The sequence below is a fragment of the Streptomyces sp. NPDC057099 genome (assembly GCF_042671245.1).
GTDB classification, from domain to species: Bacteria; Actinomycetota; Actinomycetes; order Streptomycetales; family Streptomycetaceae; genus Streptomyces; species Streptomyces purpurascens.
In genome coordinates this window covers 1-24,729 of record NZ_JBHUTX010000062.1, presented here as the reverse complement: position 1 = coordinate 24,729, position 24,729 = coordinate 1, and the positions used below count along the sequence as shown (strand labels likewise).

27 protein-coding genes and 3 pseudogenes are annotated in these 24,729 nt (G+C 72.0%); 13 read left to right on the top strand and 17 right to left on the bottom strand.

From position 1 onward, the window contains the following. The first annotated feature begins 36 nt into the window (after positions 1-36). Together ACFT4A_RS38705 and ACFT4A_RS38700 are read left to right on the top strand one after the other, a co-directional pair. The gene (locus ACFT4A_RS38705; RefSeq protein ID WP_382840302.1) at positions 37-2,010 is read left to right on the top strand and encodes a protein-arginine deiminase domain-containing protein; all 1,974 of its coding nucleotides are present in this window, start codon (positions 37-39) and stop codon (positions 2,008-2,010) included. A gap of 101 nt (positions 2,011-2,111) precedes the next feature. Further along, on the top strand, positions 2,112-3,032 hold the full coding sequence (locus ACFT4A_RS38700; RefSeq protein WP_382840299.1) for a helix-turn-helix transcriptional regulator: 921 nt from the start codon (positions 2,112-2,114) through the stop codon (positions 3,030-3,032). Positions 3,033-3,073: 41 nt separating this feature from the next. On the opposite strand, the gene ACFT4A_RS38695 is transcribed toward ACFT4A_RS38700, so the two are convergent. From ACFT4A_RS38695 to ACFT4A_RS38660, 8 genes are all read right to left on the bottom strand, one after another. Then, complete coding sequence (locus tag ACFT4A_RS38695) at positions 3,074-3,292, bottom strand: hypothetical protein (RefSeq protein ID WP_382840297.1); 219 nt, start codon at positions 3,290-3,292, stop codon at positions 3,074-3,076. A gap of 5 nt (positions 3,293-3,297) precedes the next feature. Further along, positions 3,298-3,864 carry a DUF5994 family protein gene (locus ACFT4A_RS38690; RefSeq protein ID WP_382840294.1) on the bottom strand — a complete coding sequence of 189 codons (567 nt, stop codon included), beginning with the start codon at positions 3,862-3,864 and terminating at the stop codon, positions 3,298-3,300. A 148-nt stretch (positions 3,865-4,012) separates the two neighbouring features. Further along, on the bottom strand, positions 4,013-4,483 hold the full coding sequence (locus ACFT4A_RS38685) for a DUF5994 family protein (protein WP_382840291.1): 471 nt from the start codon (positions 4,481-4,483) through the stop codon (positions 4,013-4,015). 23 nt (positions 4,484-4,506) lie between these two features. Further along, positions 4,507-4,905 carry a DUF5994 family protein gene (locus ACFT4A_RS38680; protein ID WP_382840289.1) on the bottom strand — a complete coding sequence of 133 codons (399 nt, stop codon included), beginning with the start codon at positions 4,903-4,905 and terminating at the stop codon, positions 4,507-4,509. Between the two features lie 43 nt (positions 4,906-4,948). Beyond that, positions 4,949-5,098: a hypothetical protein gene (locus tag ACFT4A_RS38675; protein ID WP_382840286.1), complete on the bottom strand. Its 150-nt coding sequence runs from the start codon at positions 5,096-5,098 to the stop codon at positions 4,949-4,951. Between the two features lie 271 nt (positions 5,099-5,369). Next, a complete protein-coding gene (locus ACFT4A_RS38670; RefSeq protein WP_382840283.1) occupies positions 5,370-6,047 on the bottom strand; it encodes a hypothetical protein in 678 nt (225 codons plus the stop codon). Positions 6,048-6,214: 167 nt separating this feature from the next. Beyond that, positions 6,215-6,385, bottom strand: a complete 171-nt coding sequence (locus ACFT4A_RS38665; protein ID WP_382840281.1) for a hypothetical protein — start codon at positions 6,383-6,385, stop codon at positions 6,215-6,217. Between the two features lie 245 nt (positions 6,386-6,630). Further along, entirely contained in the window at positions 6,631-7,326 is a 696-nt protein-coding gene (locus ACFT4A_RS38660) for a type 1 glutamine amidotransferase domain-containing protein (RefSeq protein ID WP_382840278.1), read from the bottom strand. Between the two features lie 152 nt (positions 7,327-7,478). On the opposite strand from ACFT4A_RS38660, the gene ACFT4A_RS38655 reads away from it, so the two are divergent. Next, positions 7,479-8,423, top strand: a complete 945-nt coding sequence (locus ACFT4A_RS38655) for a LysR family transcriptional regulator (protein ID WP_382840276.1) — start codon at positions 7,479-7,481, stop codon at positions 8,421-8,423. Between the two features lie 24 nt (positions 8,424-8,447). Here ACFT4A_RS38655 and ACFT4A_RS38650 read toward each other — a convergent pair whose 3' ends face one another. After that, complete coding sequence (locus ACFT4A_RS38650; protein ID WP_382840273.1) at positions 8,448-9,089, bottom strand: SRPBCC family protein; 642 nt, start codon at positions 9,087-9,089, stop codon at positions 8,448-8,450. Positions 9,090-9,189: 100 nt separating this feature from the next. Here ACFT4A_RS38650 and ACFT4A_RS38645 point away from each other — a divergent pair, with 100 nt between their 5' ends. Beyond that, positions 9,190-9,849, top strand: a complete 660-nt coding sequence (locus tag ACFT4A_RS38645; RefSeq protein WP_382840271.1) for a TetR/AcrR family transcriptional regulator — start codon at positions 9,190-9,192, stop codon at positions 9,847-9,849. Here the strand turns inward: ACFT4A_RS38645 and ACFT4A_RS38640 are convergent. After that, positions 9,846-10,280, bottom strand: a complete 435-nt coding sequence (locus ACFT4A_RS38640) for a hypothetical protein (RefSeq protein WP_382840268.1) — start codon at positions 10,278-10,280, stop codon at positions 9,846-9,848. The two genes, ACFT4A_RS38645 and ACFT4A_RS38640, sit on opposite strands and share 4 nt — an antisense overlap. Positions 10,281-10,468: 188 nt before the next feature. Between ACFT4A_RS38640 and ACFT4A_RS38635 the strand changes: the two genes are divergently transcribed. After that, the gene (locus ACFT4A_RS38635; RefSeq protein ID WP_382840266.1) at positions 10,469-10,657 is read left to right on the top strand and encodes a hypothetical protein; all 189 of its coding nucleotides are present in this window, start codon (positions 10,469-10,471) and stop codon (positions 10,655-10,657) included. Positions 10,658-10,884: 227 nt separating this feature from the next. Here ACFT4A_RS38635 and ACFT4A_RS38630 read toward each other — a convergent pair whose 3' ends face one another. The 3 genes and pseudogenes from ACFT4A_RS38630 to ACFT4A_RS38620 all read right to left on the bottom strand — a co-directional run. Further along, entirely contained in the window at positions 10,885-11,394 is a 510-nt protein-coding gene (locus ACFT4A_RS38630; RefSeq protein ID WP_189725590.1) for an inclusion body family protein, read from the bottom strand. A 23-nt stretch (positions 11,395-11,417) separates the two neighbouring features. Continuing rightward, positions 11,418-13,250: a thiamine pyrophosphate-binding protein gene (locus tag ACFT4A_RS38625; RefSeq protein WP_382840264.1), complete on the bottom strand. Its 1,833-nt coding sequence runs from the start codon at positions 13,248-13,250 to the stop codon at positions 11,418-11,420. After that, positions 13,247-13,603 (bottom strand): annotated as a pseudogene (locus tag ACFT4A_RS38620) (FAD-dependent oxidoreductase); the annotation flags it as partial. The pseudogene ACFT4A_RS38620 and the gene ACFT4A_RS38625, both read right to left, overlap by 4 nt. On the opposite strand from ACFT4A_RS38620, the gene ACFT4A_RS38615 reads away from it, so the two are divergent. Continuing rightward, entirely contained in the window at positions 13,520-13,948 is a 429-nt protein-coding gene (locus tag ACFT4A_RS38615; RefSeq protein WP_382840350.1) for a zinc ribbon domain-containing protein, read from the top strand. The pseudogene ACFT4A_RS38620 and the gene ACFT4A_RS38615 overlap by 84 nt on opposite strands. Before the next feature lie 120 nt (positions 13,949-14,068). Here ACFT4A_RS38615 and ACFT4A_RS38610 read toward each other — a convergent pair. Beyond that, positions 14,069-14,422, bottom strand: a pseudogene (locus ACFT4A_RS38610) (NAD(P)-binding protein); the annotation flags it as partial. A gap of 258 nt (positions 14,423-14,680) precedes the next feature. Between ACFT4A_RS38610 and ACFT4A_RS38605 the strand changes: the two are divergent. From ACFT4A_RS38605 to ACFT4A_RS38580, 6 genes and pseudogenes are all read left to right on the top strand, one after another. After that, entirely contained in the window at positions 14,681-15,589 is a 909-nt protein-coding gene (locus ACFT4A_RS38605; RefSeq protein WP_382840262.1) for a hypothetical protein, read from the top strand. 108 nt (positions 15,590-15,697) lie between these two features. Next, positions 15,698-16,216 (top strand): annotated as a pseudogene (locus ACFT4A_RS38600) (LuxR C-terminal-related transcriptional regulator); the annotation flags it as partial. 72 nt (positions 16,217-16,288) lie between these two features. Beyond that, positions 16,289-16,609 (top strand): GYD domain-containing protein, encoded by a 321-nt coding sequence (locus ACFT4A_RS38595; RefSeq protein WP_382840260.1) that lies wholly within the window; start codon positions 16,289-16,291, stop codon positions 16,607-16,609. A 32-nt stretch (positions 16,610-16,641) separates the two neighbouring features. Continuing rightward, positions 16,642-17,811 carry a sensor histidine kinase gene (locus tag ACFT4A_RS38590; RefSeq protein ID WP_382840258.1) on the top strand — a complete coding sequence of 390 codons (1,170 nt, stop codon included), beginning with the start codon at positions 16,642-16,644 and terminating at the stop codon, positions 17,809-17,811. Further along, positions 17,808-18,521, top strand: a complete 714-nt coding sequence (locus ACFT4A_RS38585) for a response regulator (protein WP_382840256.1) — start codon at positions 17,808-17,810, stop codon at positions 18,519-18,521. The genes ACFT4A_RS38590 and ACFT4A_RS38585 overlap by 4 nt, the downstream gene beginning before the upstream one ends. Before the next feature lie 95 nt (positions 18,522-18,616). Further along, the gene (locus ACFT4A_RS38580) at positions 18,617-19,786 is read left to right on the top strand and encodes a serine hydrolase domain-containing protein (protein ID WP_382840253.1); all 1,170 of its coding nucleotides are present in this window, start codon (positions 18,617-18,619) and stop codon (positions 19,784-19,786) included. 10 nt (positions 19,787-19,796) lie between these two features. On the opposite strand, the gene ACFT4A_RS38575 is transcribed toward ACFT4A_RS38580, so the two are convergent. The 3 genes from ACFT4A_RS38575 to ACFT4A_RS38565 all read right to left on the bottom strand — a co-directional run bounded on the left by ACFT4A_RS38575 (position 19,797) and on the right by ACFT4A_RS38565 (position 24,028). Continuing rightward, positions 19,797-20,477, bottom strand: a complete 681-nt coding sequence (locus ACFT4A_RS38575; protein ID WP_382840251.1) for a response regulator — start codon at positions 20,475-20,477, stop codon at positions 19,797-19,799. Next, entirely contained in the window at positions 20,474-21,709 is a 1,236-nt protein-coding gene (locus ACFT4A_RS38570; RefSeq protein WP_382840249.1) for a sensor histidine kinase, read from the bottom strand. Before ACFT4A_RS38570 ends, ACFT4A_RS38575 begins: the two co-directional genes overlap by 4 nt. Before the next feature lie 108 nt (positions 21,710-21,817). Further along, on the bottom strand, positions 21,818-24,028 hold the full coding sequence (locus ACFT4A_RS38565; RefSeq protein WP_382840247.1) for an MMPL family transporter: 2,211 nt from the start codon (positions 24,026-24,028) through the stop codon (positions 21,818-21,820). A gap of 349 nt (positions 24,029-24,377) precedes the next feature. Between ACFT4A_RS38565 and ACFT4A_RS38560 the strand changes: the two genes are divergently transcribed. Then, positions 24,378-24,581 carry a cold-shock protein gene (locus ACFT4A_RS38560; protein WP_030846597.1) on the top strand — a complete coding sequence of 68 codons (204 nt, stop codon included), beginning with the start codon at positions 24,378-24,380 and terminating at the stop codon, positions 24,579-24,581. The last annotated feature ends 148 nt before the right edge of the window (positions 24,582-24,729 follow it).

The following is a 24,729-nucleotide window of genomic DNA, read 5'->3' as shown; positions in this document are numbered from 1 at the left end:
AGCACAGCGTCACCCCCCAATCGAGAGGACCGCGCTGTGCGTTCACGTACTCACATACGTCCACGTCTGATTCCGGCCGGGTCGCTGGTCCTGGCCCTCGCCGCGGCCGGCTCCGTGCTGGCCGGGCCGGCCGGCTCCGCCTCCGCCGTCGAGACGGCCGGGCGGGCCGATCTGCGCGCCGATGTGAACCGCGACGGGCGGGTCGATGTCACCGGTGGCAGCGACAAGACCGGCGAGGACACCTGGTCGGTCGGGCGCGGGGCCGTCTACCTGCCCAACATCGACGACGACACCAAGCGGTGTCCCGTCTCCGGGCCGGGCGGCAGACCCCTGTCCGACGCCAAGCTGGCCGCGTGCAACGACGGCACCGACACGAAGGTCAACGGCACCGCGGACGCCGCCGACCTCGCCCGGGTCCGTTCCGTGCCGATGCCCGGCCTGGCCTCGAACGCCAAGGGCAGTCTGAAGGTCACCACGGGCGGCAAGCACGCCCACCTCTTCCTCAAGCGGGACGGCAAGTGGGTCCTGGTGACGTCCACGACCCGGCTGACCGCCGCCGAGCTGCGTTCCGGCGTGGAGTTCGGCATCGAGGCCACCGACATCGTCCGGGACACGGCGAAGTGGGACGGCCGCGCGGTGGTCCGGCTGACGGTCAAGTCCGGGCAGAAGTCCACCTCCGACGCCGTGACCCTGCGCGTCGCACCGCTGCTGACCCACCATCACCTGCAGAACACCCAGCAGGTGATGGTGACCGAGGTCCAGGGCGAGGGCGAGTACAGCCGTCTCCAGCAGAAGTTCGTCGCCGAACTCGGCAAGGAGGTCAAGAAGGCCGGGGTCACCACGCCGCTGGTCAAGTTCACGAAGTACGCCGACCCCTGGGCCCAGGACTTCGTCGAACCGGCCTACGTCAACATGAGCGGTCCTGGCGGGCAGCCGCAGGTGATGCGCGTGATGCTGCGCTCCGCCCAGCCGGACCGGGACGCGGGCCGCGAGCTGTTCGAGAAGGTCCGCGGCCGGGACATCGGCGTCGTGCAGGTGAAGGACCCGGCGGAGCCCGACGACTGGTCGCTCAACTCCTTCGGCAACCTGGAGACCATCCCGCCCTACGCGCAGGGCGGGCGCTCCTTCCCGGCCGGGCGCATCATCATGGGCGAGCGCAAGGACAGCGGGGCACGTCCGTCGAAGGTGATGCGGACGATGCTCAAGTCGCAGGGCATGCAGGACCCGCTGCTGCTGGACACCTCCTGGCTGGGCGTCGGGCACGTCGACGAGTTCGTGCAGTTCCTGCCCGCCGACACCCCGCGCGGCTGGCGCATCGGCGTCGCCGACCCGCAGGCGGGGCTGCGGCTGCTGCGTGACGCCAAGCGCGACGGCCACGGCGCGACGAAGATGTTCTCCGTCCCGGGCCGCAGCGACAGCCCCGCGCCCAAGGAGACCATCGACCAGGCGCTCGCCTCCCGGCACCTGGTGTCCGACAACGAGATGGCGGCCCGGCGCATCGCGGCCAACCTGGAGATCCTCAAGCGGGAGACGGGTGTCACCGACGAGGAGATCGTGCGGGTGCCCGCGCTGTACACCCGTGAGTCGGAGGCCTTCGCCGCCGACGGCCAGGACGTTCCCGTGCCGCGTCTGACGCGCATGGGCGCCGCGCCCGACCTGGTGGACAGCCTCCGGGACCGCGGCCAGCAGAAGTGGCTCGCCGAGAACCCGGCGGCCCCGCGTGCGGCGGCCGCCCCGGCGACGGTGCAGACCAGCGCGTACGTGCCCGGCGCGGTCAACGGCGTGCTCCTGGGCCGCGACCGCTACCTCGCCCCGCGCCAGTGGGGGCCCGTCATCGCGGGCAAGGACATCTTCACGGAGGCCGTCAACGCCGTCTACACGAAGGTCGGCATGAAGGTGTCGTACATCGACGACTGGTACACGTACCACCTCGGCATGGGCGAGGTGCACTGCGGCACCAACACGCTGCGCGACGCGTCGGGCGCGTGGTGGCGGCAGCCGGTGCGGTAGCGGGCCGGTCCTCGACGCGGACGCGTCGGTTGTCGGGGGGGGCAGTGACAGGGCCCCCCACTTCTCCGCCGGGCAGGTCAGGGCGGTGTGACACTGGCCGTATGGCATCCGAGCAGAGCAGCGGCGGGGTCGGGGTGGGGACGGAGCTGGGGCAGTTCCTGCGGGCCCGGCGTACCCAGACCCTCCCCGAGCAGGTCGGTCTCACCGTCGGCCCCGGTCTGCGTCGCACGCCCGGCCTGCGCCGTGAGGAGCTGGCGACGCTCGCCGGGGTGAGCATCGACTACTACGTCCGCCTGGAACGCGGCAAGGAGACCCGCCCCAGCCCCGCCGTGCTCGACGCCCTCGCCCGCGCGCTGCGACTCGACGACGCCGAGCACCGGCATCTGCGCGACCTCGCCGCCCGGGCCGCACGGTACGCCCCCGAGCCTCCGCCGCCGCCGAGCCGGACCGTGCGCCCGCATCTGAGGCTGATCCTGGAGACGCTCCGCCCGAGCCCCGCGTACGTGATCAGCCGGAGCATGGACCTGCTCGCCTGGAACCCCGGCGGACTCGCCCTGTACGCGGGCATCGCCGACTGGCCCGCGGGGCAGCGCAATCTCGCCCGCTATCTCTTCCTCCACCCCGCCGCGCGCGGCCTCTTCCCCGACTGGGACGAGCAGGTACGCGGCTGCGTGGCCCGGCTCCGCAGCCTGGCCGGCACCGCCCCGGACGCGCCCGACCTCACCCAGCTGGTGGGCGAACTCGTCCTCAAGAGCCCGGACTTCGCGAAGCTGTGGGAGCGCTACGACGTCATCGGGCGCAAGAAGCTCCAGAAGACCTTCCACCACCCCGAGGTCGGCGTCCTCACCCTCGCCGGCCAGAGCATGCAACTCGAAGGCACCCCCGGCCAGCGCCTCGGCATCTACACCGCCGACCCCGACACGCCCGACCACGACGCCATGCTGCTCCTGGACCTGACCGCTCCCGGAACGGCCGGGGCTACGGAGACGAAGGCCGGGCGGCAACGGCGTACGCGACCCTGACGGGCGGCTCGCCGACCGTACGGGACAGCGCGGCTCGGCCGTCAGCCGTACCGTGCCCGCTCGCGGTCGCGGCGCCCGGGACGGAATCGCCCGTGTGCCTTGCGGCGGACGGACGGAGCCGGGCCCTGGACCGGCATCCCGGAGCGGCCGTAGTGGACGCCGGCCATGCGGTCGCCGTGCTGGGAGTTCAGCAGGCGGATGAGGAGGACCCCGATCACGATCATCCCCAGGATCGCGGCCACGGTCACGAACGTCTGCACCGTCCTCACCTTCCCGTCGGGATGCGTCGACGTGCGGCCAGGCCGCGGGCCGCGTGCCCGCCTTCGGAGTCCCAGACCGCCTCCACGGCCCGGTCGGCGTCGCGCAGGACCCGCAGCCGCGCCGCCTCCTCCAGCAGCCGGCTGGCGGTCAGCACGCCGCGTGGGTCGCTCGCGGCGGCCATCAGCCAGGCGGCCGACTCGGGCGTGGTCCGCGGCGGGACGACCAGGAGGTTCCAGCGGCCCACGTGGTAGGAGAGCAACAGCAGTTCGTGCGGGTCCTGCTCGGCCAGGAACCAGCCCACGTTCACCACGTGCCCGGCGACGGGCACCTTGCGTGGAACGACCGGCCACTGGGTGGGGTTCACGGTGACCCGGGTGATCCGCCCCCACAGCGGATCGAGTACGGCGGTCAGGGCCGGGAGTTCCGCCCCGAGATCGCGGGAACGGGGCCACCAGGCGCCGTCCAGCAGAGCCGGGGCGGAGCCGACGGGTGCCAGCGACAGACGCGGAGGGGCCGGGGAGAACCGGTCTTCGGCTTCGGTCGTCGGCGGGTGGGAAATGGTCGCAGTCATGACGCGAACCTGCCCCGGGCCGGTCGCGACCGGCCCGCGTATTGAATCGCCGAAAACGACACGGGCCTGGAAGCCGGTGTTCGAAATATCCTCGGTATTTCCAGCGTACTCCGCGCACAGGCCCGGCGGACCGTACGGAGGGCCCGGTCTACGCGCTGCCGGTGTCGAGGAGGATCCGTTCGGCCCGCGTCACGCTGCCGACGCGGACGGCTTCGGCCATGGCCGCGCGCGCGGCGTCGGGCGGCGTGTGCGAGGGGACCACGAGGAGGGAGAAGAGATCCTGCTCGCCCCGGGTGATCAGGACGGTGTCGTCACCTGCCGCGAAGGAGTCGATGTGGACGACCCGGTCGTCGATGGTCATCCGCGTCGGCAGCCCTTCCCAGGCTCCGGCGTCCAGGCCGACACGGGTGACGGGCCCGAGGTAATCGGTCAGCGCGGTGATCAGACCGGGCAGCTCGGCGGCGATGTCGCGGGAGCGCGGCCACCACGCCCCGTCGAGCACGCCCTGCCGGTCGTGCGTCGTCTCCAGCCGTACGACGGCCGTCCCGGGGCGCACGGCCCGGTGGACGGCGTCCGGCAGCAGCCTGGTCACACGCGGGGCGGAAGAAGAGTCGGCCATCGCACTCGCCTGCTTCCCTGTCGTCACTCCTGATCGCTCGCGGCTGCCGCCATCAGCGGTTCCGCCGCCGCCTCGGTCGTATCCGGCGGCACCACGAGCAGGTCCCAGCGACCCCGGCCCGGGGCGAGCAGGACGGCGGTGTGCGGTGCGGACGCGGCGAGGGCCCTGTGCAGTCGTACGACCTGGTTGAAGACGAGCGTGCGGCCGGGCACCGCGGACCACACCGCCCCGTTGACGGTGACGCTGGTGATCTGGCCCCACGCGCGCGGCAACCCCGCGAGCAGCGAGGGGAGTTCCGCGAGCAGATCGTACGAACGAGGCCACCATGCTCCGTCGATGGGCCGGGGCATGCCGCTGCGGGGTGCCAGGCGCATCCGGAGGACGGGCTGGGAGGGAATCTGGGGCTGCAGTGCGGTGGTCATGATGAACTCCTGCCAACTGCCGTAAGAGAGCGAAGGGTCGAGGTCAGGCGCGCCGGGCCGCGACCCGCTCGGCCGTGCCGGGCGCTGGTGGGGTCGGCGTGGTGGAGGTCGGCGAGGAGGTCGGCGGCGTCCGGTCGTCGCGGAACAGCCGGCCGACGTGTGCGTGCGGCAGCCCGCGCAACCGGCCGCGCACACGGGTGCCGTAGCGGTGCGGGGACGTCGCCCTGGAAGCTCATCGTGGGCGTGGCCGGAATGGACGGCATGCGTGGCTCCTCGGCCTGGATGCGGATGGCGCGGCCGGAGTCACGGGCTGCCCCAGTGAGAACGGGCGACGTGCTCTGGGAGGAAAGGTGCTCGGGTGGACTCGCCGGAGACGAGGCGACGGTCCTGGGCCGGTGGATTCCGGCATACGGAAGTGCTCGTGGTCTCCACCGTACTCCGGCCGTGTAACAACACGGGACGGTTCAGGTCCCGAGGACCAGGACGCGGAACGGGCCCGGCCGCATGGTGCCCGGGGTGTCGCCGTCGAGGCAGCGCCACCCCCAGGAGCGCAGGGCCTCGACGATCCTGTCGTCGGAGCGGTTCACCAGGGTGACGCCGACGGTGGCGCCGTGGTCGGTGAGCAGTCGTCTCTGGAGGCGCCGGGCGAGGTTCCAGGCGCGGTCCTGGTTCTGCCGGCGCACCCAGGGCTGGACGAGGATGACGGAGACCATGAAGAGGCGCCCGGAGCCCGCGAGGCGGAGCAGGCTTCCCGGGAGGTATCCGTCGAAGCCCTCCCACCAGGGCCCGTCGCCGCGTACGGGGAAGCCGTAGGCGCAGCCGGTCAGGGCGGTGGTCTCGGCGATCAGCAGCGAGAACCCCGGACGTTTCGCGTCGGCCGCCAGCCGGCGCAGGAAGGCGCCGCGGGCCTCGTTCCACGCCCACGGGCCGCCGCCGGAGGTGTCCGCGTACAGATCGCCCAGCTCCCCCAGCCGGTCCTCGACCTGACGCCGGGTCAGCTCGCGGACGCGGGCGCCCTCACGGGGCGAGGAGCCGCGCTCCGGCCTCGGCGGACGGGGCCTCCGCGGGCCGCGCCGGTCCGGGACGGCCCGCCGCCCGGGAATCTCTGCGGTCGTCGGCGCGACCGGAACGTGCACCGTCATGAGGCAAGCCCTGCTCCGGGCACGGGAGGACCCGACCCGGGGTCGTCGGTCGCCGAGGGCGGCACCGGTGTCGGGGCCGGTGCGCGAAGCGCTCTCGGTACCTCCACGGTACTCCCGGCCGGGCACCCGTCCGCCGGGTCCGCGGCCGGGAGGCCCGGGGTGCGCGGCTACCTGGAGGCGGCGGTGACGAGGCCGTCCAGCCAGGCCTGGTGCCCGTTGAGCATCGGGTCGGGCCGCTCGGCCGCCAGGGCCGCGGCGGGCCGGCCGATCTGCGTCTCCTGGGTCAGGATCCGCACCCGGCCGCCGGGCAGGTCCTCGACCAGCCAGGCGTGCAGCACGTCGAGCCGCTCCTCCGGCGTGCCGTCCTGCTTCGCCGTCCAGGACAGGCGGCCGGGGACGCCGCGAACGTGCCGAAGCTGAGGTCGAGGCCGTCCTCCTTCAGCCCGGGGCCGCCCCCGTTCAGGAAGGAGATGTCCGCGACGTTGGCGTAGTAGCCCTCCCAGAGACGAAGTGTCGGCTCACCAGAAGGAGACCCCGCACCATGACCACGCAGAACGCGTCCGACTGGACGCAGAAGCACCCGTCAGGGGAGCTTCTTGAGCAGTTCGGCGGCGAGCGGGGCGGAGGAGGCCGGGTTCTGGCCGGTGACGACGTTGCGGTCGACCCGGACGTGCGGCGCCCACGGCTCCCCGGTCTCGACCGTCAGGCCCGCCTCGGTCAGCCGGTCCTCGAGCAGCCACTTCGCCTTGTCGGCGCTGCCGGCGAGCCGCTCCTCGGTGTTGGTGAAGGCGGTGATCCGGTAGCCGGCGTAGGCGTTGCCGCCGTCCTCCTTCACCGCGGCCAGCAGCGCGGCCGGGCCGTGGCAGACCACGCCGACCGGCAGCCCGGACTCCACCGCCCGGGCGAGGAGGGCGCCGGAGTCGGTGTCGACGGCCAGGTCCTCCATCGGGCCGTGGCCGCCGGGGACGTACACCGCGTCGAAGTCGTCGAGGCGTACGTCGGTCAGCGTCAGCGGGGCGCGGAACTCCGGGGCGCCCTCCACCACGGCCTTGATCTTCGCGGCGTTGTCCGCGCCGCCGGCGGCCTCGGGGGCCAGGCTGCCCGGGTCGACCGGCGGGACGACGCCGCCCGGGGTGGCCACGGTGATCTCGTGACCGGCGGCCTTGAACGCCTCGTAGGGGGCGACCGCCTCTTCGGCCCAGAAGCCGGTGGGGTGCTTGCTGCCGTCGGCCAGCGTCCAGTGGTCGGCGCCGGTCATCAGGAAAAGGATCTTCGCCATGGGGTGCTCCTACGGTTCTGAGGGGTGGTGGGTCCGCATGGTCCGGCTGCGTCGTCACCACGACGCTAGGCCCGGCTCCCATCGGAGTACCAATAGGGGAGTCGATATCGCCCATCGACACTCCGATGGACCTCGGCGGCTACGCTGACGTCATGGACAACCGGACGTCCGAGGCCGCCGGTACCGGCAGGCGGCTACCCGCCCACACCGACCTGAACCTGCTGCGCACCTTCCTCGCCGTCTACCGCGCCGGTACGTTCACCGCCGCCGCGCCCGCGCTCGGGCTGTCCCAGCCGACCGTGACGGCGCAGATCCGCGCCCTGGAGCAGCAGACCGGTCGCGAGCTGTTCACCCGGCTGCCGCGCGGTGTCGAACCCACGCCCGTCGCCCACGAACTGGCCGCGCGGATCGAGGGCCCGCTCGACACCCTCGCCACCCTGGAGGGCGGCCGGGAGGGCGGCCCGACCCTGCCCGTGCATCTCGCCGGGCCGTCGGAACTGCTGTGCGTACGCGTCCTGCCCGCCCTGGTCCCCCTCGTCGCCGACGGCGTCCGGCTGCGCGTCACCCAGGGGCTGCCCGAACCCCTGCTGGAGGAGATGCGGTCGGGCCGCCACGACCTCGTCATCACGACCCGGCGTCCTCGCGGCCGGGCCCTGGAGTCCGTCCCGCTCGCCGACGAGGAGTATCTGCTCGTGGCCTCCCCCGACTGGGCCCGGCGCATCGCCGCGGATCCTCGGGCGGACGGCGACCTGTGCGCCGCCCTGCGCGAGGTGCCGATGGTCACCTACGCCGAGGACCTGCCCATCGTGCGGCGCTACTGGCGGACCGTCTTCGGCAGGCAGCTCACCACCCGGGCCGCGGTGACCGTGCCCAACCTGTACGCCGTGCTGTCCGCGGTCAACGCCGGGGCGGGCGTCAGCGTGCTGCCGCGTTCGCTGTGCCAGGAGTACCTCGACTCCGGGCGCCTCGCCCTCCTCCACGACCCGGAGGAGGCGCCGCTGAACACCCTGTTCCTCGTCCAGCGGCCCGGCTCCGAGGCCAACCCCGACGTGCTCCGGGTCCGCGACCGGCTCCGGGCGGCCGCCCGCGCCTGGTAGACGCGTCCGCGCCCCCGCGACGCGTCAGGACCTGTCAGCCGAGGCGGCTGCGCGGGACTCGGCGGCGGCCTTCAGATCGCGCAGCCACGCGTCGAGACCGTAGCCGAGGGCCTTGGTGGCGGTGGGGACGTCCGCCTCGACCTGGGCGCCGGTCCAGGTCTCCTCGGTGTGGACGCGCACGCCGCCCTTCACCTTCCTGAACGTCCACAGATGGACGCCCTCGTCGATGCGCAGCCCCTCGCCGATCGCGGGGCCGCTCCACAGGAGGCAGTCGCGGTCGCGGAGTTGCCGGACGGTGGAGGTGATCTCCAGTGTGGTGGCGGGGGTGGTGGGGGTGGCGGGTGCCGGGGTCGTCCACCGGAACTGCGAACCCTTGCGCAGGCGGCCGGAGTCGAGCCGCTCCACGGTGGTGACCGGGGGCTGCCAGGACGGCCAGCTCTCGACGTCGGTCTGCACCTTCCAGATCGTGCTGAGCGGGGCCTTGATCACGGTGTCGGCCTCGTAGCGGATGAGGGCGTCGCCGTCGACGCCGCGCCCGCGGCACTGGGACGTGCCGCCCTGCGGGGCGGCCTGGACGGCGGGGACGGTGCTCGCGAGAACGCCGGCGACGGCGAGCGCGACCAGGCCCGTGACGGCGCCGCCTCGTACGTTGCTGATGCTGACCATGGTGTCCCTCTCGATCTTTGGTTATCCATCTTCTCGTTCGTTAGAAGTTGTAACTCACCAGCAGAGAGAGTGTCAATAACTTTGGTGATAACCTCTAACGGTGACTGAAGCAGGAGCGAAGACCCCGCGCGAGCGCTACCGCGCCCAGGTGCGTACGGAGGTCAAGGAACACGCGTGGGAGCAGATCGCCACGGCGGGAGCGTCCGCGCTGTCCCTCAACGCGATCGCCAAGCGGATGGGGATGAGCGGGCCCGCGCTGTACCGGTACTTCGCCGGCCGCGACGAGCTGATCACCGAGCTGGTCACCGACGCCTACCGGAGCCTCGCCGACACCTTCCGCGCGGCCTCCGAGGCCGGGCCCGATGTCGTCGCGCTGGGGCATGCCCTGCGCGGCTGGGCCCTGGCGGACCCCCAGCGGTACCTCCTCATCTACGGCACCCCCGTCCCCGGCTACCACGCACCCGACGACGTCACCGCGATCTCCTCGGAGATCCTGGCGACCCTGCTCGACGCCTGCGCCACGCTGTCACCGGACACCCCGCCGACACCGCCGACACCGCTCGACGCGCACCTCGAAGCCCACCGCGACTGGGCGGCCGGACACCCCGCCCCGCCCGCGGCCCTCCGCCGCGCCCTGACCTTCTGGACCCGGCTGCACGGCGTCCTGTCCCTGGAACTCGCGGGCCACTTCAGGGGGATGGGGATCGACCCCGCACAGCTCTTCGCCGCCGAGCTGGACGAACTCTCGCGCCCTGACTAGACCGTGCCGCCGGGGCCGCCGTCGTTGCGGGTGTTCCTCGGGGTGAGGCGGCGGTAGGCGGCGCGGGCGTGGGTCAGGCGGGCCAGGGCCGTGCCCAGGAGGGTGGCGGCGAACAGGCAGGCCAGCCAGGTGGTGTCGCGGTGTCCGGCCCAGGTGAGGGTGCCGGCGGGCGGGATGGCGAAGCCGTTGAGGAACAGCCAGCAGAGCAGGGCCGTTCCGGGGGCGGCCGTGAAGCGGGCGCACAGGCCGAGCACGGCGGCCAGCACGGACAGTGCGGGCAGGGCCAGTTCCGGACGGTCCGGCCCCACCACGGTGTTGAGACACGCCACCAGCGCCAGCGCCCCCGCGAAGGCCCCGGCCCAGACCAGCGGCGTCGCCACCGGCTGAGGGACGGGCCTGGCTCCGGTGCCCAGGGGCATCCACTTGATCATGCTGCCGCTTCCGCTCTGCCGGCCTGTTCCGAAGTGCTCGCCAGGGTGCCATCAACTCCGCCCCGGAGAAACACCGGATCCGGACAGTCGACCAGGGGGAGTCGAGGGTGCGACCCCGGATATTGGCTCGCCCGGCGTCCCCGGGGTGCGTACGGTCGCGTCGCAGACGTCGCGAGAGCGGGGGGACCGTGGCCAGGAGACGTTACGTCGCCAGGGGTGTGCCCGGGGGCTATCGCATCTGGGACAACCGGGGCCGGCGCTGGTGGGGCGACCTCTACGAGCTGTGCCCCGACGATCTTCTGACCGAACTCAACGGGCAGGCGGACCAGGCCCGGATCACGGCGCTGATGAAGCGCTACCGGGCACAGAAGCGCTAGGCGCGCCGCCTGAGGGGGCGGCCTTGGCGGGGAGGAATCGCATCCGGGTCCTCGCGCGGAGCGTCGCCGCGTCCTCGACCACGATGCCACCGCGGTCGAGGACTTCAAGCCCGGGTTCCAGAACTCCGCACGCGTGATGCTCGTCCAGAAGCCAGCGTGAGCCAGGAAACCCCTCCCCTCGGGGAGGGGAGGATTCAATGCGGCGCCGCTGAGCGGCCGGGGACGCGTCAGGCGTCCTCGATGGTGATGAAGGGGTCCCACTGGAAGTACCCCTTCAACTGGCGGTGGCGGTCCAGGATCTGGAAGTAGAAGTGGTAGGTGACCTTGCCGGACCGCTTGACGGTCGTCCGCCAGTAGTGGTCCTGGTAGCGCTGGGTGTCGAACTCCGGGCGGCCCTCGCTGCCCTCCTTCGGCAGGGGGTAGATGCCGTCGATCACCTCGATCTCCGGTGTGCGGATGAGCTGGTGCTGGCTGTCGCTGCTGACGTAGCGGTACAGCAGGGCCTTGTAGTCGCTGCCCAGGGAGACGGTCGTCTCGCGCCACTTGACGGTGTCGCCGGGTTCGGCGCGGAGGTTCAGCTCGGCGCCCGACGTGCCGACGATGTGGTCGTGGCGGGTCGTCATGTAGATCAGGCTCTGGTCGACCTGGGTCGGTGCGTCGGGGTTGCGGGAGGCGTTGGGGTTCCGTTCGACGATGGTGGCCGCGTCGAACGCGATGAGGACGTTGAGATCAGCCATTTCTTCTCTCCCTGTGTCGATTTCTACGCGTGCGGAACCTTGTAGGCCATCGCCCGCGGGTAGTCGTGCCGGTGCAGCCGGACGCGGACCAGGAGCGGTCCGGCGTTGAGCGGGTCGGCCGGGTCGGTGAGGCGGGCCAGGAGGTCGTCCAGGTCCGCGGTGTGGCTGACGCTGACGCCGTTCGCCGGGGTCTTCCCTCCGGCGAAGACGGCCGGGAGTCGGTCGTAGTGCCAGGGGTGCAGGACGTTGTAGAAGTCGGGGTCCGCGGCGTCCTGGTCCGCGTAGAACTCCGGGTGCACCAGCATCTGTTCGATGCCGTAGAAGTGGCCGTTGTCCATGACGAAGACCACCGAGCGGAGTCCGAGCCGGGTGTGGGTGGAGAGTTCCTGGCAGGTCTCCTGGAAGGCGCCGTCGCCGACGAACACCATCGGGCGGGCGTCCTCCCGCTCGGGGGCGAGCGCGGCTCCGGTGGCCGCGCCGACCGACCAGCCGATGGACAGCCAGCTGACCTGCGAGAGGAATCCGCCCGTCGGCAGGGACAGGTTCATCGAGCCGATGAGGGAGAACGCGGCGTCGGAGACGACCGTCCAGTCCTCGCCGGTGTCGTGGTTCAGGAAGTGGTTGATCCGGTCGAAGACGCCGTCGTAGGTGAGGTGTTGCCCGTCCGGCCGGCGGGATCGCGCGGCGCCGGCCCGGAGGGAGGCGCGGTGCTGTGCGAGGGCCGCGGGGCGGTCGCCCGGTGAACCGTGGTGGTCGTAGGACTCGGCGTAGTAGTCGGCGGCCAGGCCCTCGGTGCCGTAGGCCTTCACCAAGGCGTCCTGGAGGGCGGGCAGCAGGTGGCGGAGCTGGACGTCGGGGAAGTAGGAGGTGCCGACGCTGACGCCGCCGAGCGCGGCCATCACCCAGTCGCCGCCGACGGACTGCTCGCCGCCGAGGTTCTTCGACGTGGACCAGGCGCCGAGCCCGATCCGGCAGGTCGCCCAGTCCTTGAAGACGGCGTGCACGTCGGGGTGGCTGGCCGGGCCGTTGTAGACGCCGTGGAACTGCGGCAGGTCCTCGTCGACGACGGCCTTGGCGCCGACGGTGGTGCAGAACGGCACACCGGTGGCCTCCACCAGGCCGGTGAGCTGCTCGCCGAGGCGGAACCGGTCGATCTCCTCGCCGGCCCACATGATCGGGCGGGGCCTGCCGTCCGGGCCGGGATGCTCCTCGACCAGGGTCAGGATCGCCTGCACGGCGTGGTCCAGCATCGTCTGGTTGCGCGCGCTGAACGGCCGCTCGCGCGGCACGATCGGTGTCTCGGGCGCGGGGCAGGGCTCGTCCCAGAGGTCCTCCATGATCTCCAGGTAGACCGGGCGGCGCTCCGAGAGGCACGCGGTGAGCGCGGCGTCGATCTGGCCGGGGGCGAGGCCCGGGTGGGAGACGACCTGCGCGTCCACGGTGACCTGCCGGTAGACGTCCAGGTTGCTCTCCGCGCGGGGGCTCATGTGCGAGGTGAGCAGGCCGACGGCACGGTAGTTCTGCCACTGCTCGTAGGGCGGCGAGGCGTTGACGGCGACCAGCGGGACCTGTTCGACGTAGGCCCCGCCGCAGGCGTTGAGCAGGTTGAACGCGCCCACGCTGTAGGTGACGGCGACCGCTCCCACGCCGTGGATACGGGCGTAGGCGTCGGCGGCCTGGCCCGCGCCGCCCTCGGTGGGGGTGCCGACCCACTCGATGTCGTCCTCGTCCCGCAGGGTGGTGAGGAACGGGCCGAGGTGGTTGCCGGGGACGCCGAACAGATGGGTGATGCCCAACTCGGCGAGCCGCAGGGCGAGATAGCGGGCGACCATGCACCCGCGGTCGATCGCGGTCATGCCCCCTCCCCCGGGACGGTGACCGGCGGGGCCTGGTGGACGGCGAGCGCGGCCCGCACGGCGCTTTCGAGAGCGCCCTCGATCCAGGCGTGCTTGAGGGAGGTGTGCTCCCCGGCGAAGTGCACCGGGCCCTCGGGCCGGGAGACGTCGAGGTGGAAGCTGGTCATCTGGTGCGCGGTGTAGATGGCGGCCTCGCCGAAGGCGTACGGGTCGCGGGCCCAGCTCTTGGTGGCGCCCCGCCCGGTGAAGAACACCTCGATACGGCGGCCGTGCAGGGCCTGGAGGTTGCGCAGGGCGTAGACGTAGCGCTCGGCGCTGCGCATGGAGTCCCAGCGGGCGGCGTCGTCGGACCAGGTGCGGCCGGTGAAGGAGGAGTACGACACCGGGGGCGCGGGGACGTCGGAACCGCTGCCCGTGCCCGGGTCCGGCACAAGGCCCCCGGCCGGGTCGAAGACGTCCCCGCCCCCTACACGTCTCTGCGGTGCAGTGCCTGCGGATGGATCGACAAGAACTCGCGCAAGAGCCAAACCGAGTTCGTCTGCTCCTCCTGCGGCTTCACCTGTAACGCGGACACCAACGCCAGTATCAACGTCGCGGCAGGACAGGGCGGGATCCCCCGCCCCCGGCGAACAGCCGGTGCCGGAGGGGTGACAACGGCCACCAGCCGTTCGAGCACCCGTGAACCTCAGCCCACATAGGCTGGAATCCCCCTCTTTTAAGAGGCGGAGGATGTCAAGTTGTAGAACTGGCGGCGGGCCGAGCCCGCGTTTGTCGACCAGGGCGAGGACGAGCGGATGGAAGTCGGGCAGCCGCATGGCACCGGCCTCGGCGTACTGGGCCGGGTCGTCGAAGGGCTGGTCGTGCTTGGTGGCCCGGAACGTCTTGACGCGCCCGCCGACCCGGCTGGCGTTGGCCTCCAGAATGGTGACCTCGTGGCCGGCGTCCTTGAGTAATCGCCCGGCGACGAGGCCGGTGATTCCGGCCCCGATGACGAGGATCTTCTTGCGCGGGTGGTGGGTGGGGCCGAGGCGGCCCGTGTCTATCAGGGTGTGCAGATAGTCGAGTTTGAGGTCCTTGCCGTCCGGCCCGACGAGCAGGAGCTCACGGGCGAGCCGGAGACAGGTCTGCCAGCGGGCACGGGTGGCGGAGCTGTCCCGAGAAGTGTCGGTCATAACTGGCGATCGTAGATATGGCGAAACGATTTCGCGGTTTCACCGGCGAATAAAGTCCGGAAAGCATTGGTTGCCCTTATTGACGGAATCTCACCTTGCTCGAATTCTTTTTCGACGGACGGGAGATTCGCCAGAGACGGAAGGGAATTGGGCTCGATATCCCATGAATAATTCACTTGCGGAATACGTACCACCACCAACGGCCGCGCACCGCGTTGTTCAGGGGAGACGGGTCGTGACAGGGAGAGGGGTCGTCGGATGGGCAACAAAGGGAGCGTCGCGGTCGTGGTGGCCGGGCTGGTGCTGGTCGTCGGGGGGTGTGGGGGCGGCGGGGCCGGTGACGCGGACGGCTCGACGAGCTCGACCGGCTCGACCGGGAGGGAATCGGCCTCGTCCACGCCGGTTCGGCCGCCGTCCGGGGAATTGGTGAAGTGGGCGGGCGGTGTCTGCGAGTCGACGATCGCCCTCGACGAGCTGCGGGCGGAGAGCGCCGCGGATCTGCGGGAGATCCGGGGCGAGGACGAGGGTGATCTCGTCGCCGGGGCCACCGCCCTCGGCTATCTCTCCACCACACCCTCCGCGGTGGACAGGGTGCAGGGCAGTCTGGAGGACCTCGGCCCGTCGGGCGTTCCGGCGGCCGACCGGATGCTCGATGCCTTGCGGAAAAAGGTGAGCGGTGTCGCGGCGAAACTCGAAGGGGTGTCACCGGCGGTGGGCCTCGAAGACGCCGGGGACACCGCCGCGGACGTCGACCAGCAGGTCCAGACCCTCACCCCGCCGAAGCCGGACCTGCCCGCGCTGGCCGAGAAGGATCCGCGCCTCGCTGCCGCGTACCGGAAGGCCGACCAGTGCGCCCCGGGCTGGAAGCCCGGCGACACGGACTCCCCCGACCCCACCGGCCCGCTCCCCGGGGCGGCGGACGGCAAGAACTTCGCCGCCTGCTCCGACGGCGAGTGCGAGGTCCTGGTGACCTCCACGGCCGACATCACGGCGAACGGGACGAAGGTCCATGTCACCGTGGCCGACGAGCACGTCACCTTCCGGACGGACGGCGCGGTGATGCAACTCGGCGGCACCGGCGGCGAGGCGGGGTTCGGCGACTCACTCAAGGCGACCATCGTGGCGCACAACAAGGACGGTGCCGTGCTGAAGTTCAGCACCTCCTGAGCCGCCAGGGCTTGTCACACACCGCCCGGCCGGCCGGGCGAGGGCGTGTGACGGTGCCGGGATGACCGGTGAGTTCCTGACCGACGGGCTCGGCACGGGCCGGGGCGGCACCGGCCGGACCTGGTGATCACCGATGTCCGGATGCCACCCGGCCAGAGGGACGAAGGGCTGCGCACGGCGCGTCTGATCCAGGCCGAGCAGCCCGGCCTCGCGGTCCTCGTCCTCAGCCAGTACGTGGAGCAGACCTTCGCCGACGAGCTCTTGGACGACCGCCGCGCCGGCGTCGGGACGGGCTACCTCCTCAAGGAACGCATCGGTGACGTCGAGGAGTTCGCCGACGCCGTCACCCGCGTGGCCGCCGGGGCGACGGTCGTCGACCCCGAGGTCGTACGCCAGCTCCTGGCCCGCCGCGGCGACCCGCTGGACCGGCTCACGCCCCGGGAACGCGAGGTCCTCGCCCTCATGGCCGAGGGCCGCTCCAACGCGGCGATCGCCCGCCGTCTCGTCGTCACGGACGCCGCCGTCGCGAAGCACATCGCGAGCATCCTCCAGAAACTCGACCTTCCCCCGTCGGCCCCCGACGACCACCGCCGTGTGCTGGCGGTACTGGCCTGTCTCCGGGCCTGAACCGTATGGCGCCAACGGGTGAATGCGGGCGTTCCGCGTAGCCGCCGACGCGCCCCCGGGAAGGCATGCCCCATGCCGAAGTTCCTGATCCAGGCCACGTACACAGCCGAAGGCACCAAGGGGCTGCTCAAAGAAGGTGCCAGTGGGCGGCGGGCTGTCGTCGATCAAGTCGTCACCGGTCTCGGGGGGCGGGTCGAGGCCATGTACTACGCCTTCGGGGCGGACGACCTCGTGATGATCGTGGACTTTCCCGACACCGTCTCCATGGCGGCCGTGAGTCTCACCGTCAAGGCCAGCGGTGCCATCCAGTCGCGGGCGACCCCGCTGCTCACCGTCGAGGAGATCGACGAGGCCACCCGTCGGCAGGTCGCGTTTCGCGCACCAGGAGCGTAGGCGGCCCTCGGAACGCACTACCTTGTGGAGGCATGGGGGGCTTGCGCGGGGATCCGCGAGGGTGGTGGGAGCGGGGGCGGGCGCTGACGGCGGCCAATCCGCTCGTCGTCGACATCGGCATCGCGCTGCTCGTGCAGGGCGCGATGACCATGCCGTTCGTGGTGCCGCGCGCTGCCGGGCTGCCGCCCGCGACCTGGGCCGCGTACGGGCTGAGCACGCTCACCGTGCTGCCCCTGGTCTGGCGGCGGCGCGCTCCCCTCGCCGTGTTCTTCGCGGTGCTGGCCGCGGGCGCGCTGTACGGGCTCGCCCTGGACGGGCCCGGGCAGCCGTTGCCGTACACCGGGCTTGTCGTCGTGTACACCATCGCCGCGCTGTCGTCCGCGCGGAAGCGGCTCCTCACCGGGGGTGTGCTGCTGGCCGCCGTGCCGGTGGGGGTGTGGCTCAACACGCGGTCGGCGCGTGAACTGACCTTCTCCCTCATCGTGTTCACGGCCGCCTATGTCTTCGGGCGGCTCACCGACGCCCGGCAGCGGGCGCACCGCGTCGAGGCCGAGCGGGCCGCCGCCCGCGAACGGGCCCGGATCGCACGGGAGATGCACGACATCCTCTCCCACGCCGTGAGCCTGATGATCGTGCAGGCGGAGGCCGGTCCGGTGGCGGTGCGTGCCGCGCCCGAGCGGGCGGAGGCCGCCTTCGACGCGATCTCCGCGACCGGGCGGGACGCCATGACGCAGCTGCGGCGGATGCTGGGCGTGCTGCGGGACGGGGACGACGACGGCGCCGCCCCGCGCGAGCCGCAGCCGGGGCTCGCGGAGCTGCCCGCGCTCCTCGACCGGGTGCGGGCCGGGGGCCTCGACGTCACCTACGGGACGGCGGGAGACGTCCGGCCCGTGCCGGAGGCGGTCGCCGCCACCGTATTCCGGATCGTCCAGGAGTCCCTGACCAATACCGTCCGGCACGCCGGAGCACATACCGTCGCGGTGCGACTCGCCTACAGGAGCGGTGACTTGGACGTCAGGGTGACCGATGACGGGCGAGGGCCCCAGGGGTCCCGCAGCGGCGGTGGGCACGGGCTCATCGGTGTCCGCGAGCGGGCCGCGGCGCACGGTGGTACCGCCGTCGTGGGGGCGGGCCCGGGCGGGCGGGGGTTCGAGGTGCGCGTACGGATACCCGTACCGGCCGCCGAGGAGGTGGCGCGGTGACGGTCCGGGTCGTGGTGGCCGACGACCAGGAACTGGTGCGCAGCGGCTTCGCGATGATCCTGGACGTGCAGCCGGACATCGAGGTCGTCGCGGAGGCGGGTGACGGGGCCGAGGCGGTCGAGGCGGTGCGGCGGCACGCGCCCGATGTGGTGCTGCTCGACATCAGGATGCCGCGCATGGACGGGATCGAGGCCTGCCGCGCGATCAGTTCGGCGGGCGACTGCCGGAGCGTGATGCTCACGACCTTCGACTCCGACGAGTACGTCTACGAGGCGCTGCACGCGGGCGCGAGCGGTTTCCTGCTCAAGGACGTACGCCGCGACGATCTCGTGCACGCCGTACGGGTCGTCGCCCGGGGCGACTCGCTGCTCGCGCCGTCCGTGGCCCGGCGTCTGGTCGAGCAGTACACACGGCCCGCCGCCGCCCGGCCCCGCCGCCCCGATCCCCGGCTGGACGTGCTGACCGGGCGGGAGCGGGAGACGCTGCTGCTGCTCGCGCGGGGGTTGTCGAACGCCGAGATCGCCGCCGAGCTGGTGGTCAGCGACCACACGGTGAAGACGCATGTGGGCAACGTGCTGGCGAAGCTGGGGCTGCGGGACCGGATCCAGGCCGTGATCTGCGCGTACGAGTCGGGGCTGATCGCGGCCGGTGGTCCCCCGCCCGGGGGAGGCGGCCGCGACGGTTCCTCCCCCGCGTCGGCGAGGAACTGACCGGCCGGGACCGCCCGTCGGGGCGATCCGCCGGGCGCCCCGGGCCCGGAGGATGGAGCCGTCCCGAACACCGGTTCCGATCAACGGAGTTGACCATGACCCGTACCCGTTTGCTCACCGCCGTGCTCGTCGCCGGGGTGGTCGTGGCGGGGCCGACGGTCGTCCCGGCCACGGCGTCCGGCCCGGCGGCCCCGACCGCCGTGGTGTCCGCCCCGTCCTCCGACACCGCCCTGGAGACCGCCATCGCCGGCCTGCCCACGGCCGACGCGACCGCCGCCCTCGTACGCGTCGGAGGCTCCGAGGGTGTCTGGCACGGCAGTTCGGGCGTGCACGATCTACGGACGAACCGGCCGGCCGATCCTGACGCCCGGTTCCGGGCCGGTTCCGTGACCAAGGTCTTCACGGCGGCGGTCGTCCTGCAACTGGCCGCCGAGGGCCTGCTGGACCTGGACCGCAGTGCCCGCTCGTATCTGCCGGAGCTGATCCCGGCGTCGTACGCGGGCGTCACCGTCCGGCAGCTCCTGAACCACACGCACGGCATCCCGGCCCCCGACTTCCCCGGCAGCACGGTCGAGGAGGCGTACGCGAACCGCTTCCAGATCCACGACCCCCGGGACGTCGTCCGCTCGGCGACGTCGAAGGAGCGCGAGTTCGCGCCGGGCGAGCGGCAGCACTACCTCAACATCGGCTACACGATCGCCGGTCTGCTCATCGAGCGCGTCACCGGTGACACGTACGAGCGTCAGGTCGCCCGTCGGGTGCTCAAGCCTCTGGGGCTGTGTGACACCTACTTCCCGGGGGCGAACCCGCGCATCGTCGGACCGCACAACCGCGGCTACCAGAGGATGCGGCTGGACGACGGCACGGTCGGGCTCCGCGACGTGTCCGTGTGGGGGGCCACGGACGCGTGGGCGGCCGGGGACATCGTGTCGACCACGGCCGACCTGGAGCACTTCACCCAGGCCCTGTTCCAGGGCCGGGTCGTGCGCGGGCCGCTGCTGGACGAGATGTTCACCCTGCCGAAGGTGACCGACTCCGAGACCGGGGAGCCGGCCGCGTACTCCGTCGGCCTGTCGATGAAGGTGCTGGGCGGCCGTGAGGTGTGGGGCAAGACGGGCGGGCGCTGGGGCTACAACGCGGCCATCGCCTCCACCCGCAACGGCTCCCGCACCCTCGTCTACAGCGTCAACTCCACCGACGCCAAGGGCCAGGACATGAACAAGGTGGCCGAGGCCGTCATGGTGGCGACCTACGGCAGACCGTAGCCCTCCCCTCTCACGTCGCCGGCGGCGTCGCCCGTACCAGGCCCGTCTGGTAGGCGATGACGACCAGTTGCGCCCGGTCGCGGGCGTCCAGCTTCGTCATCGCCCGGTGGATGTGGGTGCGGACGGTCAGCGGGCTGAGGGTCAGGTCCTCGGCGATCTCCGTGTTGGACCGGCCCTCCGCGGCCAGGGCCATCACCTCGCGCTCGCGGACCGTGAGGTCGGCGAGGCGTTCCGGCGGTGCCAGATGGGTGCCGGGGGCGGGGGCCAGCAGGAAGCGGGTGATGAGGGAACGGGTGGCGGCCGGGGAGAGGAGGGACTCGCCGGAGGCCACCGTGCGCAGACCGGTCAACAGGGTGTCGGCGGTGACGTCCTTGCCGAGGAAGCCGCTGGCACCGGCGCGCAGGGCCTCGGCGACGTAGTCCTCGGTCTCGAAGGTGGTCAGGATGAGGACGCGGGTGGCGGACAGCTCCGGGTCGGCGCAGACGGTCGCGGTGGCGGCGAGGCCGTCGGTGCCGGGCATACGGATGTCCATGAGGACGATGTCGGGGCGGTGGGCGCGGGTCAGCTCCACCGCCTCCGCGCCGTCGGAGGCCTCGGCGACGACCTCCATGTCCGCGCAGGAGTCGATGAGGATCCGGAACGTGGCCCGCAGCAGGGCCTGGTCGTCGGCGAGCAGCACCCTGATGGTCATGCCGTGGTTCCTTCCGCGAGGTCGGGCGAGGCGTGCAGCGGCAGCGCGGTGGTGACCTCGAAACCGCCCTGCGGCCGGGGGCCCGCGCACAGCTCGCCGCCGATGGACTGGGCGCGTTCGCGCATGCCCACGAGGCCGAAACCGCGGCCCCGGGCGGGCTCCGGCTTGCCGGGGCCTTCGTTGACGACCGTGATCAGCAGGCGGGAGCCGGTGTAGGCGAGGCGGACGTGCGCGGCCTCGGCGGCGGCGTGCTTGGTGACGTTGGTGAGGGCCTCCTGCACGATCCGGTACGCCGTCAGGTCCACGCCCGGCGAGAGCGGCTGCGGCTCCCCTTCCGTCGTGACGGTGACGCGCAGGCCCGCCGACTCGCACGCCGTGACCAGCTCGGGCAGCCGGCCCAGGCCCGGGGAGGGGTCCAGCGCGGCGGAGCCGGGGTCGGTGTCGTTCTCACGCAGCAGGCCGAGCGTGGCCTTCAGCTCCCGCAGCGCCGAGGACGTGGTGCCCGTCAGGTCGGTGAGGATCTTCTGCGTCTGCTCGGGGTGGGTGAGGGCGAGATGCGCGGCCGTGCCGGCCTGGGCGTTGGCCAGGGCCATGTGATGGGCGACCACGTCGTGCAACTCACGGGCGATGCGCATCCGCTCCTCGGTGACGCGCAGCCGGGCCTCCTCCTCCCGGGTGCGCTCGGCGTGTTCGGCCCGGGCCTGCACCGACTGGAGGTAGGCGCGCCGCAGCTGGGTCGTCTTCCCGGCGGCGAGGGGCAGCAGCAGCCAGAAGATCGGGCCGATCGTCCGCAGCAGCAGCGAGATGTGGTTCATGGAGTCGGAGGACACGGCCGCGAGCGTCACGGCCACCACGACGGTGAGGCCGTAGACACGGGTGGACTTCGGGTCGGTGAGCGCCGCCAGCCAGTAGAGGGCCGCCATCATCGGCGCCAGCAGCAGGGGTGTGACCAGGTAGCCGAGCGCGATCGCGGCCACCGTGCAGCCCCCGGCCACGACGACGCAGGCGCGCGGGTGCGTGCGGTGCTTGAGCAGGACGAGACAGGCCACGCCCGAGAGGGCGGTGGCGGTCATGTCCTGGTCCGGCGGGGCGGCGCCCGGCATGGTGAGCGAACCGCCGAGGGCCGTGCAGCCGAGCAGGGCCAGGACCATCGCCAGGTCGATGAGGAAGGGGTGGCGTGAGGAGAACTCCTCCAGGCGGTCCGCGTAGCGCCGGTCCAGGCTGATACTCATCGGGCTCTCCGGTCGGTGGGGCTGGGGACCATCGTGGTGGACTCCGGGCGGGAACGCCCGAGGGGCCGCCCGTGTCCTTCGCCACGGGCGGCCCTGGTGGGGGGGGCGTCAGGTGCGCGCCGGTTCCAGATCGGGGGTGCCCTCCGGAGCCGGTTCCGTCCCGGGCCGGCGGCTGAGCGCCTCGCCCTCCACGTCCACGCGGGGCAGCGCCCGGTCCAGCCACTTCGGCAGCCACCACGCCTTGTCGCCGAGCAGCGCGAGCACCGCGGGCACGATCGCCATCCGTACGACGAAGGCGTCGAAGAGGACAGCCGCGGCGAGCCCGAAGCCGATCATCTTGATCATGGAGTCGCTCTCGCCGATGAACCCGGCGAAGACCGCGATCATGATCAGGGCCGCCGCCGCGACCACACGGGCGCTGTGCCGGAAGCCGGACGTGACCGCCTGCGCGGGCGTCTCGCCATGGACGCGGGCCTCCCGCATCCGTGAGACGAGGAACACCTCGTAGTCCATCGCGAGACCGAAGACGATGCCCACCAGGAAGATCGGCATCAGGCTCATGATCGGGCCGGTCTGCTCCACCCCGAGGAGTTCCGCGCCGTGGCCCTGCTGGAAGACCACGACGACCGCGCCGAGCGAGGCCAGCACCGACAGCAGGAAGCCGAGGGCCGCCTTGAGCGGGACGAGCAGCGACCGGAAGACCACCAGCAGCAGGACGATCGCCAGACCGACCACGACGATCAGATACGGGACGAGCGCGGCCTGCACCTTCTCGGCGATGTCGATGTTCATCGCGGTGGTGCCGGTGACTTCGTAGCTCGCGCCGGTGCCGGACTCGATGCCGGGCCGTTCGTCCCGGATGGTCGTCACCAGGGTCTTGGTCTTCTCGTCGGTCGGCGCGGTGGACGGCACGACGGAGAAGACGGCGGTGTCACCGGCGGCGTTGAAGCGCGCCGGGGAGACGGACACGACGCCCTCGGTGGCGCCGATCTCCTTGGCGATCGAGCCCGCGGCCGCCTTGGGGTCGGAGGTGCCCTTGCCGTCCACGACGACGGTCAGCGGCCCGTTGAAGCCCGGCCCGAAGCCCTCGGCGAGCGCGTCGTAGGCCCGGCGCTCGGTGGTGGAGGTGGGCTTGGCCTCGTCCCCTGGCATGCCCAGCTGGAGGTCGGCGGCGGGCAGCGCGAGGGCGCCGAGGCCGACGACGCCGAGGAGCAGGACGGGTAGGGGGCGGCGCAGCACGAACCCGGCCCAGCGGGCGCCGCCGTTGGTCTCGGTGCTCTGCTCGATCCGGCCGCTCTTGCGGGCCCTGCGCGGGAGCACCGCGTTCGGCCAGAAGCCGAGGAACGCCGGGACGAGGGTCAGCGCGATCAGTACGGCGACGACGACCGCGCCCGCCGCGGCCAGGCCCATCTTGGTGAGCATCGGGATGCCGACCACGGTGAGCCCGGCCAGCGCGATGACGACGGTGAGCCCGGCGAAGACCACCGCGGACCCGGCCGTGCCGACGGCCATGCCGACCGCCTCCTGCGGCGCACTGCCCTTGGCGCGCTCCTCCCGGTAGCGGGACACCACGAACAGGGCGTAGTCGATGCCGACGGCCAGGCCCAGCATCATCGCCAGGGTGCCGGTGGTGGTGGACAGGCCGAGGGCGCTCGCCAGGGCGAGGATCGTGGCCATGCTGACGCCGACGCCGATCACGGCGGTCAGCAGGGGCAGCCCGGCGGCGGCGAGCGAGCCGAAGGTGACGAGCAGGACGACGGCGGCGATCGCGACGCCGATCACCTCGGCCGTGCCGCCCGGCCCGCCCTCGGCGGCCAGCGCGGTGCCGCCCGCCTCGACCGTCAGCCCGGCGTCCCGGGCTCCCTCGATGGTGTGCTCCAGATGGGTCCGGCTGGCGTCGGTGAGGTCGGTGGACTTGACCTTGTAGGTGACGGTCGCGAAAGCGGTCGTGCCGTCCTTGCTGATCGTCTTCGCCTGGAACGGGTCGACGGCGCTCGCGACCTGCGTGCCGTCGCCGAGGCCGGTCACGGCCTTCTCGATGGCCTCCTTGTTCTCGGCGGCGGTCACCTTCTCGCCGCCCGGCGCGATGAAGACGACCCGGGCGGTCGCCCCGTCGGCCGTGGCGCCGGGGAAGCGCTGTTCCATGAGGTCGAACGCCTTCTGGGACTCGATGCCGGGCATCGAGAACTCCTCGTCGACGGACCCCGGCGCCTTGAGGGCGCCGAGTCCCACGGCGGCCAGGACGGCCGCCCAGACCAGGGCGACGTACCAGCGTCGCCGGAAGGCCAGACGGCCCACTCGATACAGGAAAGTTGCCACGGCAGCAGGTCTCCACATCCGGTGTCGATCGTCCGCCCAGCGTGTCCGTGACAAGGCCCCCGCGTCGTCGTGCGGCTGCCGACAATCCGGACTACTGAGAACGCAGTAGGCCGGGCCCCCGGGTCCGCCTCGGGTACGACATTCCCGGGCCCTTCGAGAGGACCTGTGCTACCTTGGCTGGTGTTGCAGTTTTGGTTCCCAGAGACTTCGAGTGCTCTATCGACCTCCGTCGACGAGCACTCTTTTTAGTTTCCGAGGATTTTCGGATCTTTCCGAGGGTGATCATTGCGGCGACTCCGAGTCCGTAAAGTGCGGATCTCGGGTATTTGCCCCTCAAGGGAGATTCACTATGGCAACTGGCACCGTGAAGTGGTTCAACGCGGAAAAGGGCTTCGGCTTCATCGAGCAGGAGGGTGGCGGCCCCGACGTCTTCGCCCACTACTCGAACATCGCCACCTCCGGCTTCCGCGAGCTTCAGGAAGGCCAGAAGGTCACCTTCGACGTCACGCAGGGCCAGAAGGGCCCGCAGGCCGAGAACATCGTTCCCGCCTGACGCTGACGTCGACGCGTTCGACGTGATCGGGGCCCGCACCTCTGTGGTGCGGGCCTCAGGGCCTGTCTGACGAATCCCCGTCTGCTCCGCGACGCCTGGCACGCACGCTCGCCGCGTTGCCGGAGCGCCCACGTGGCTCCGCCACGAG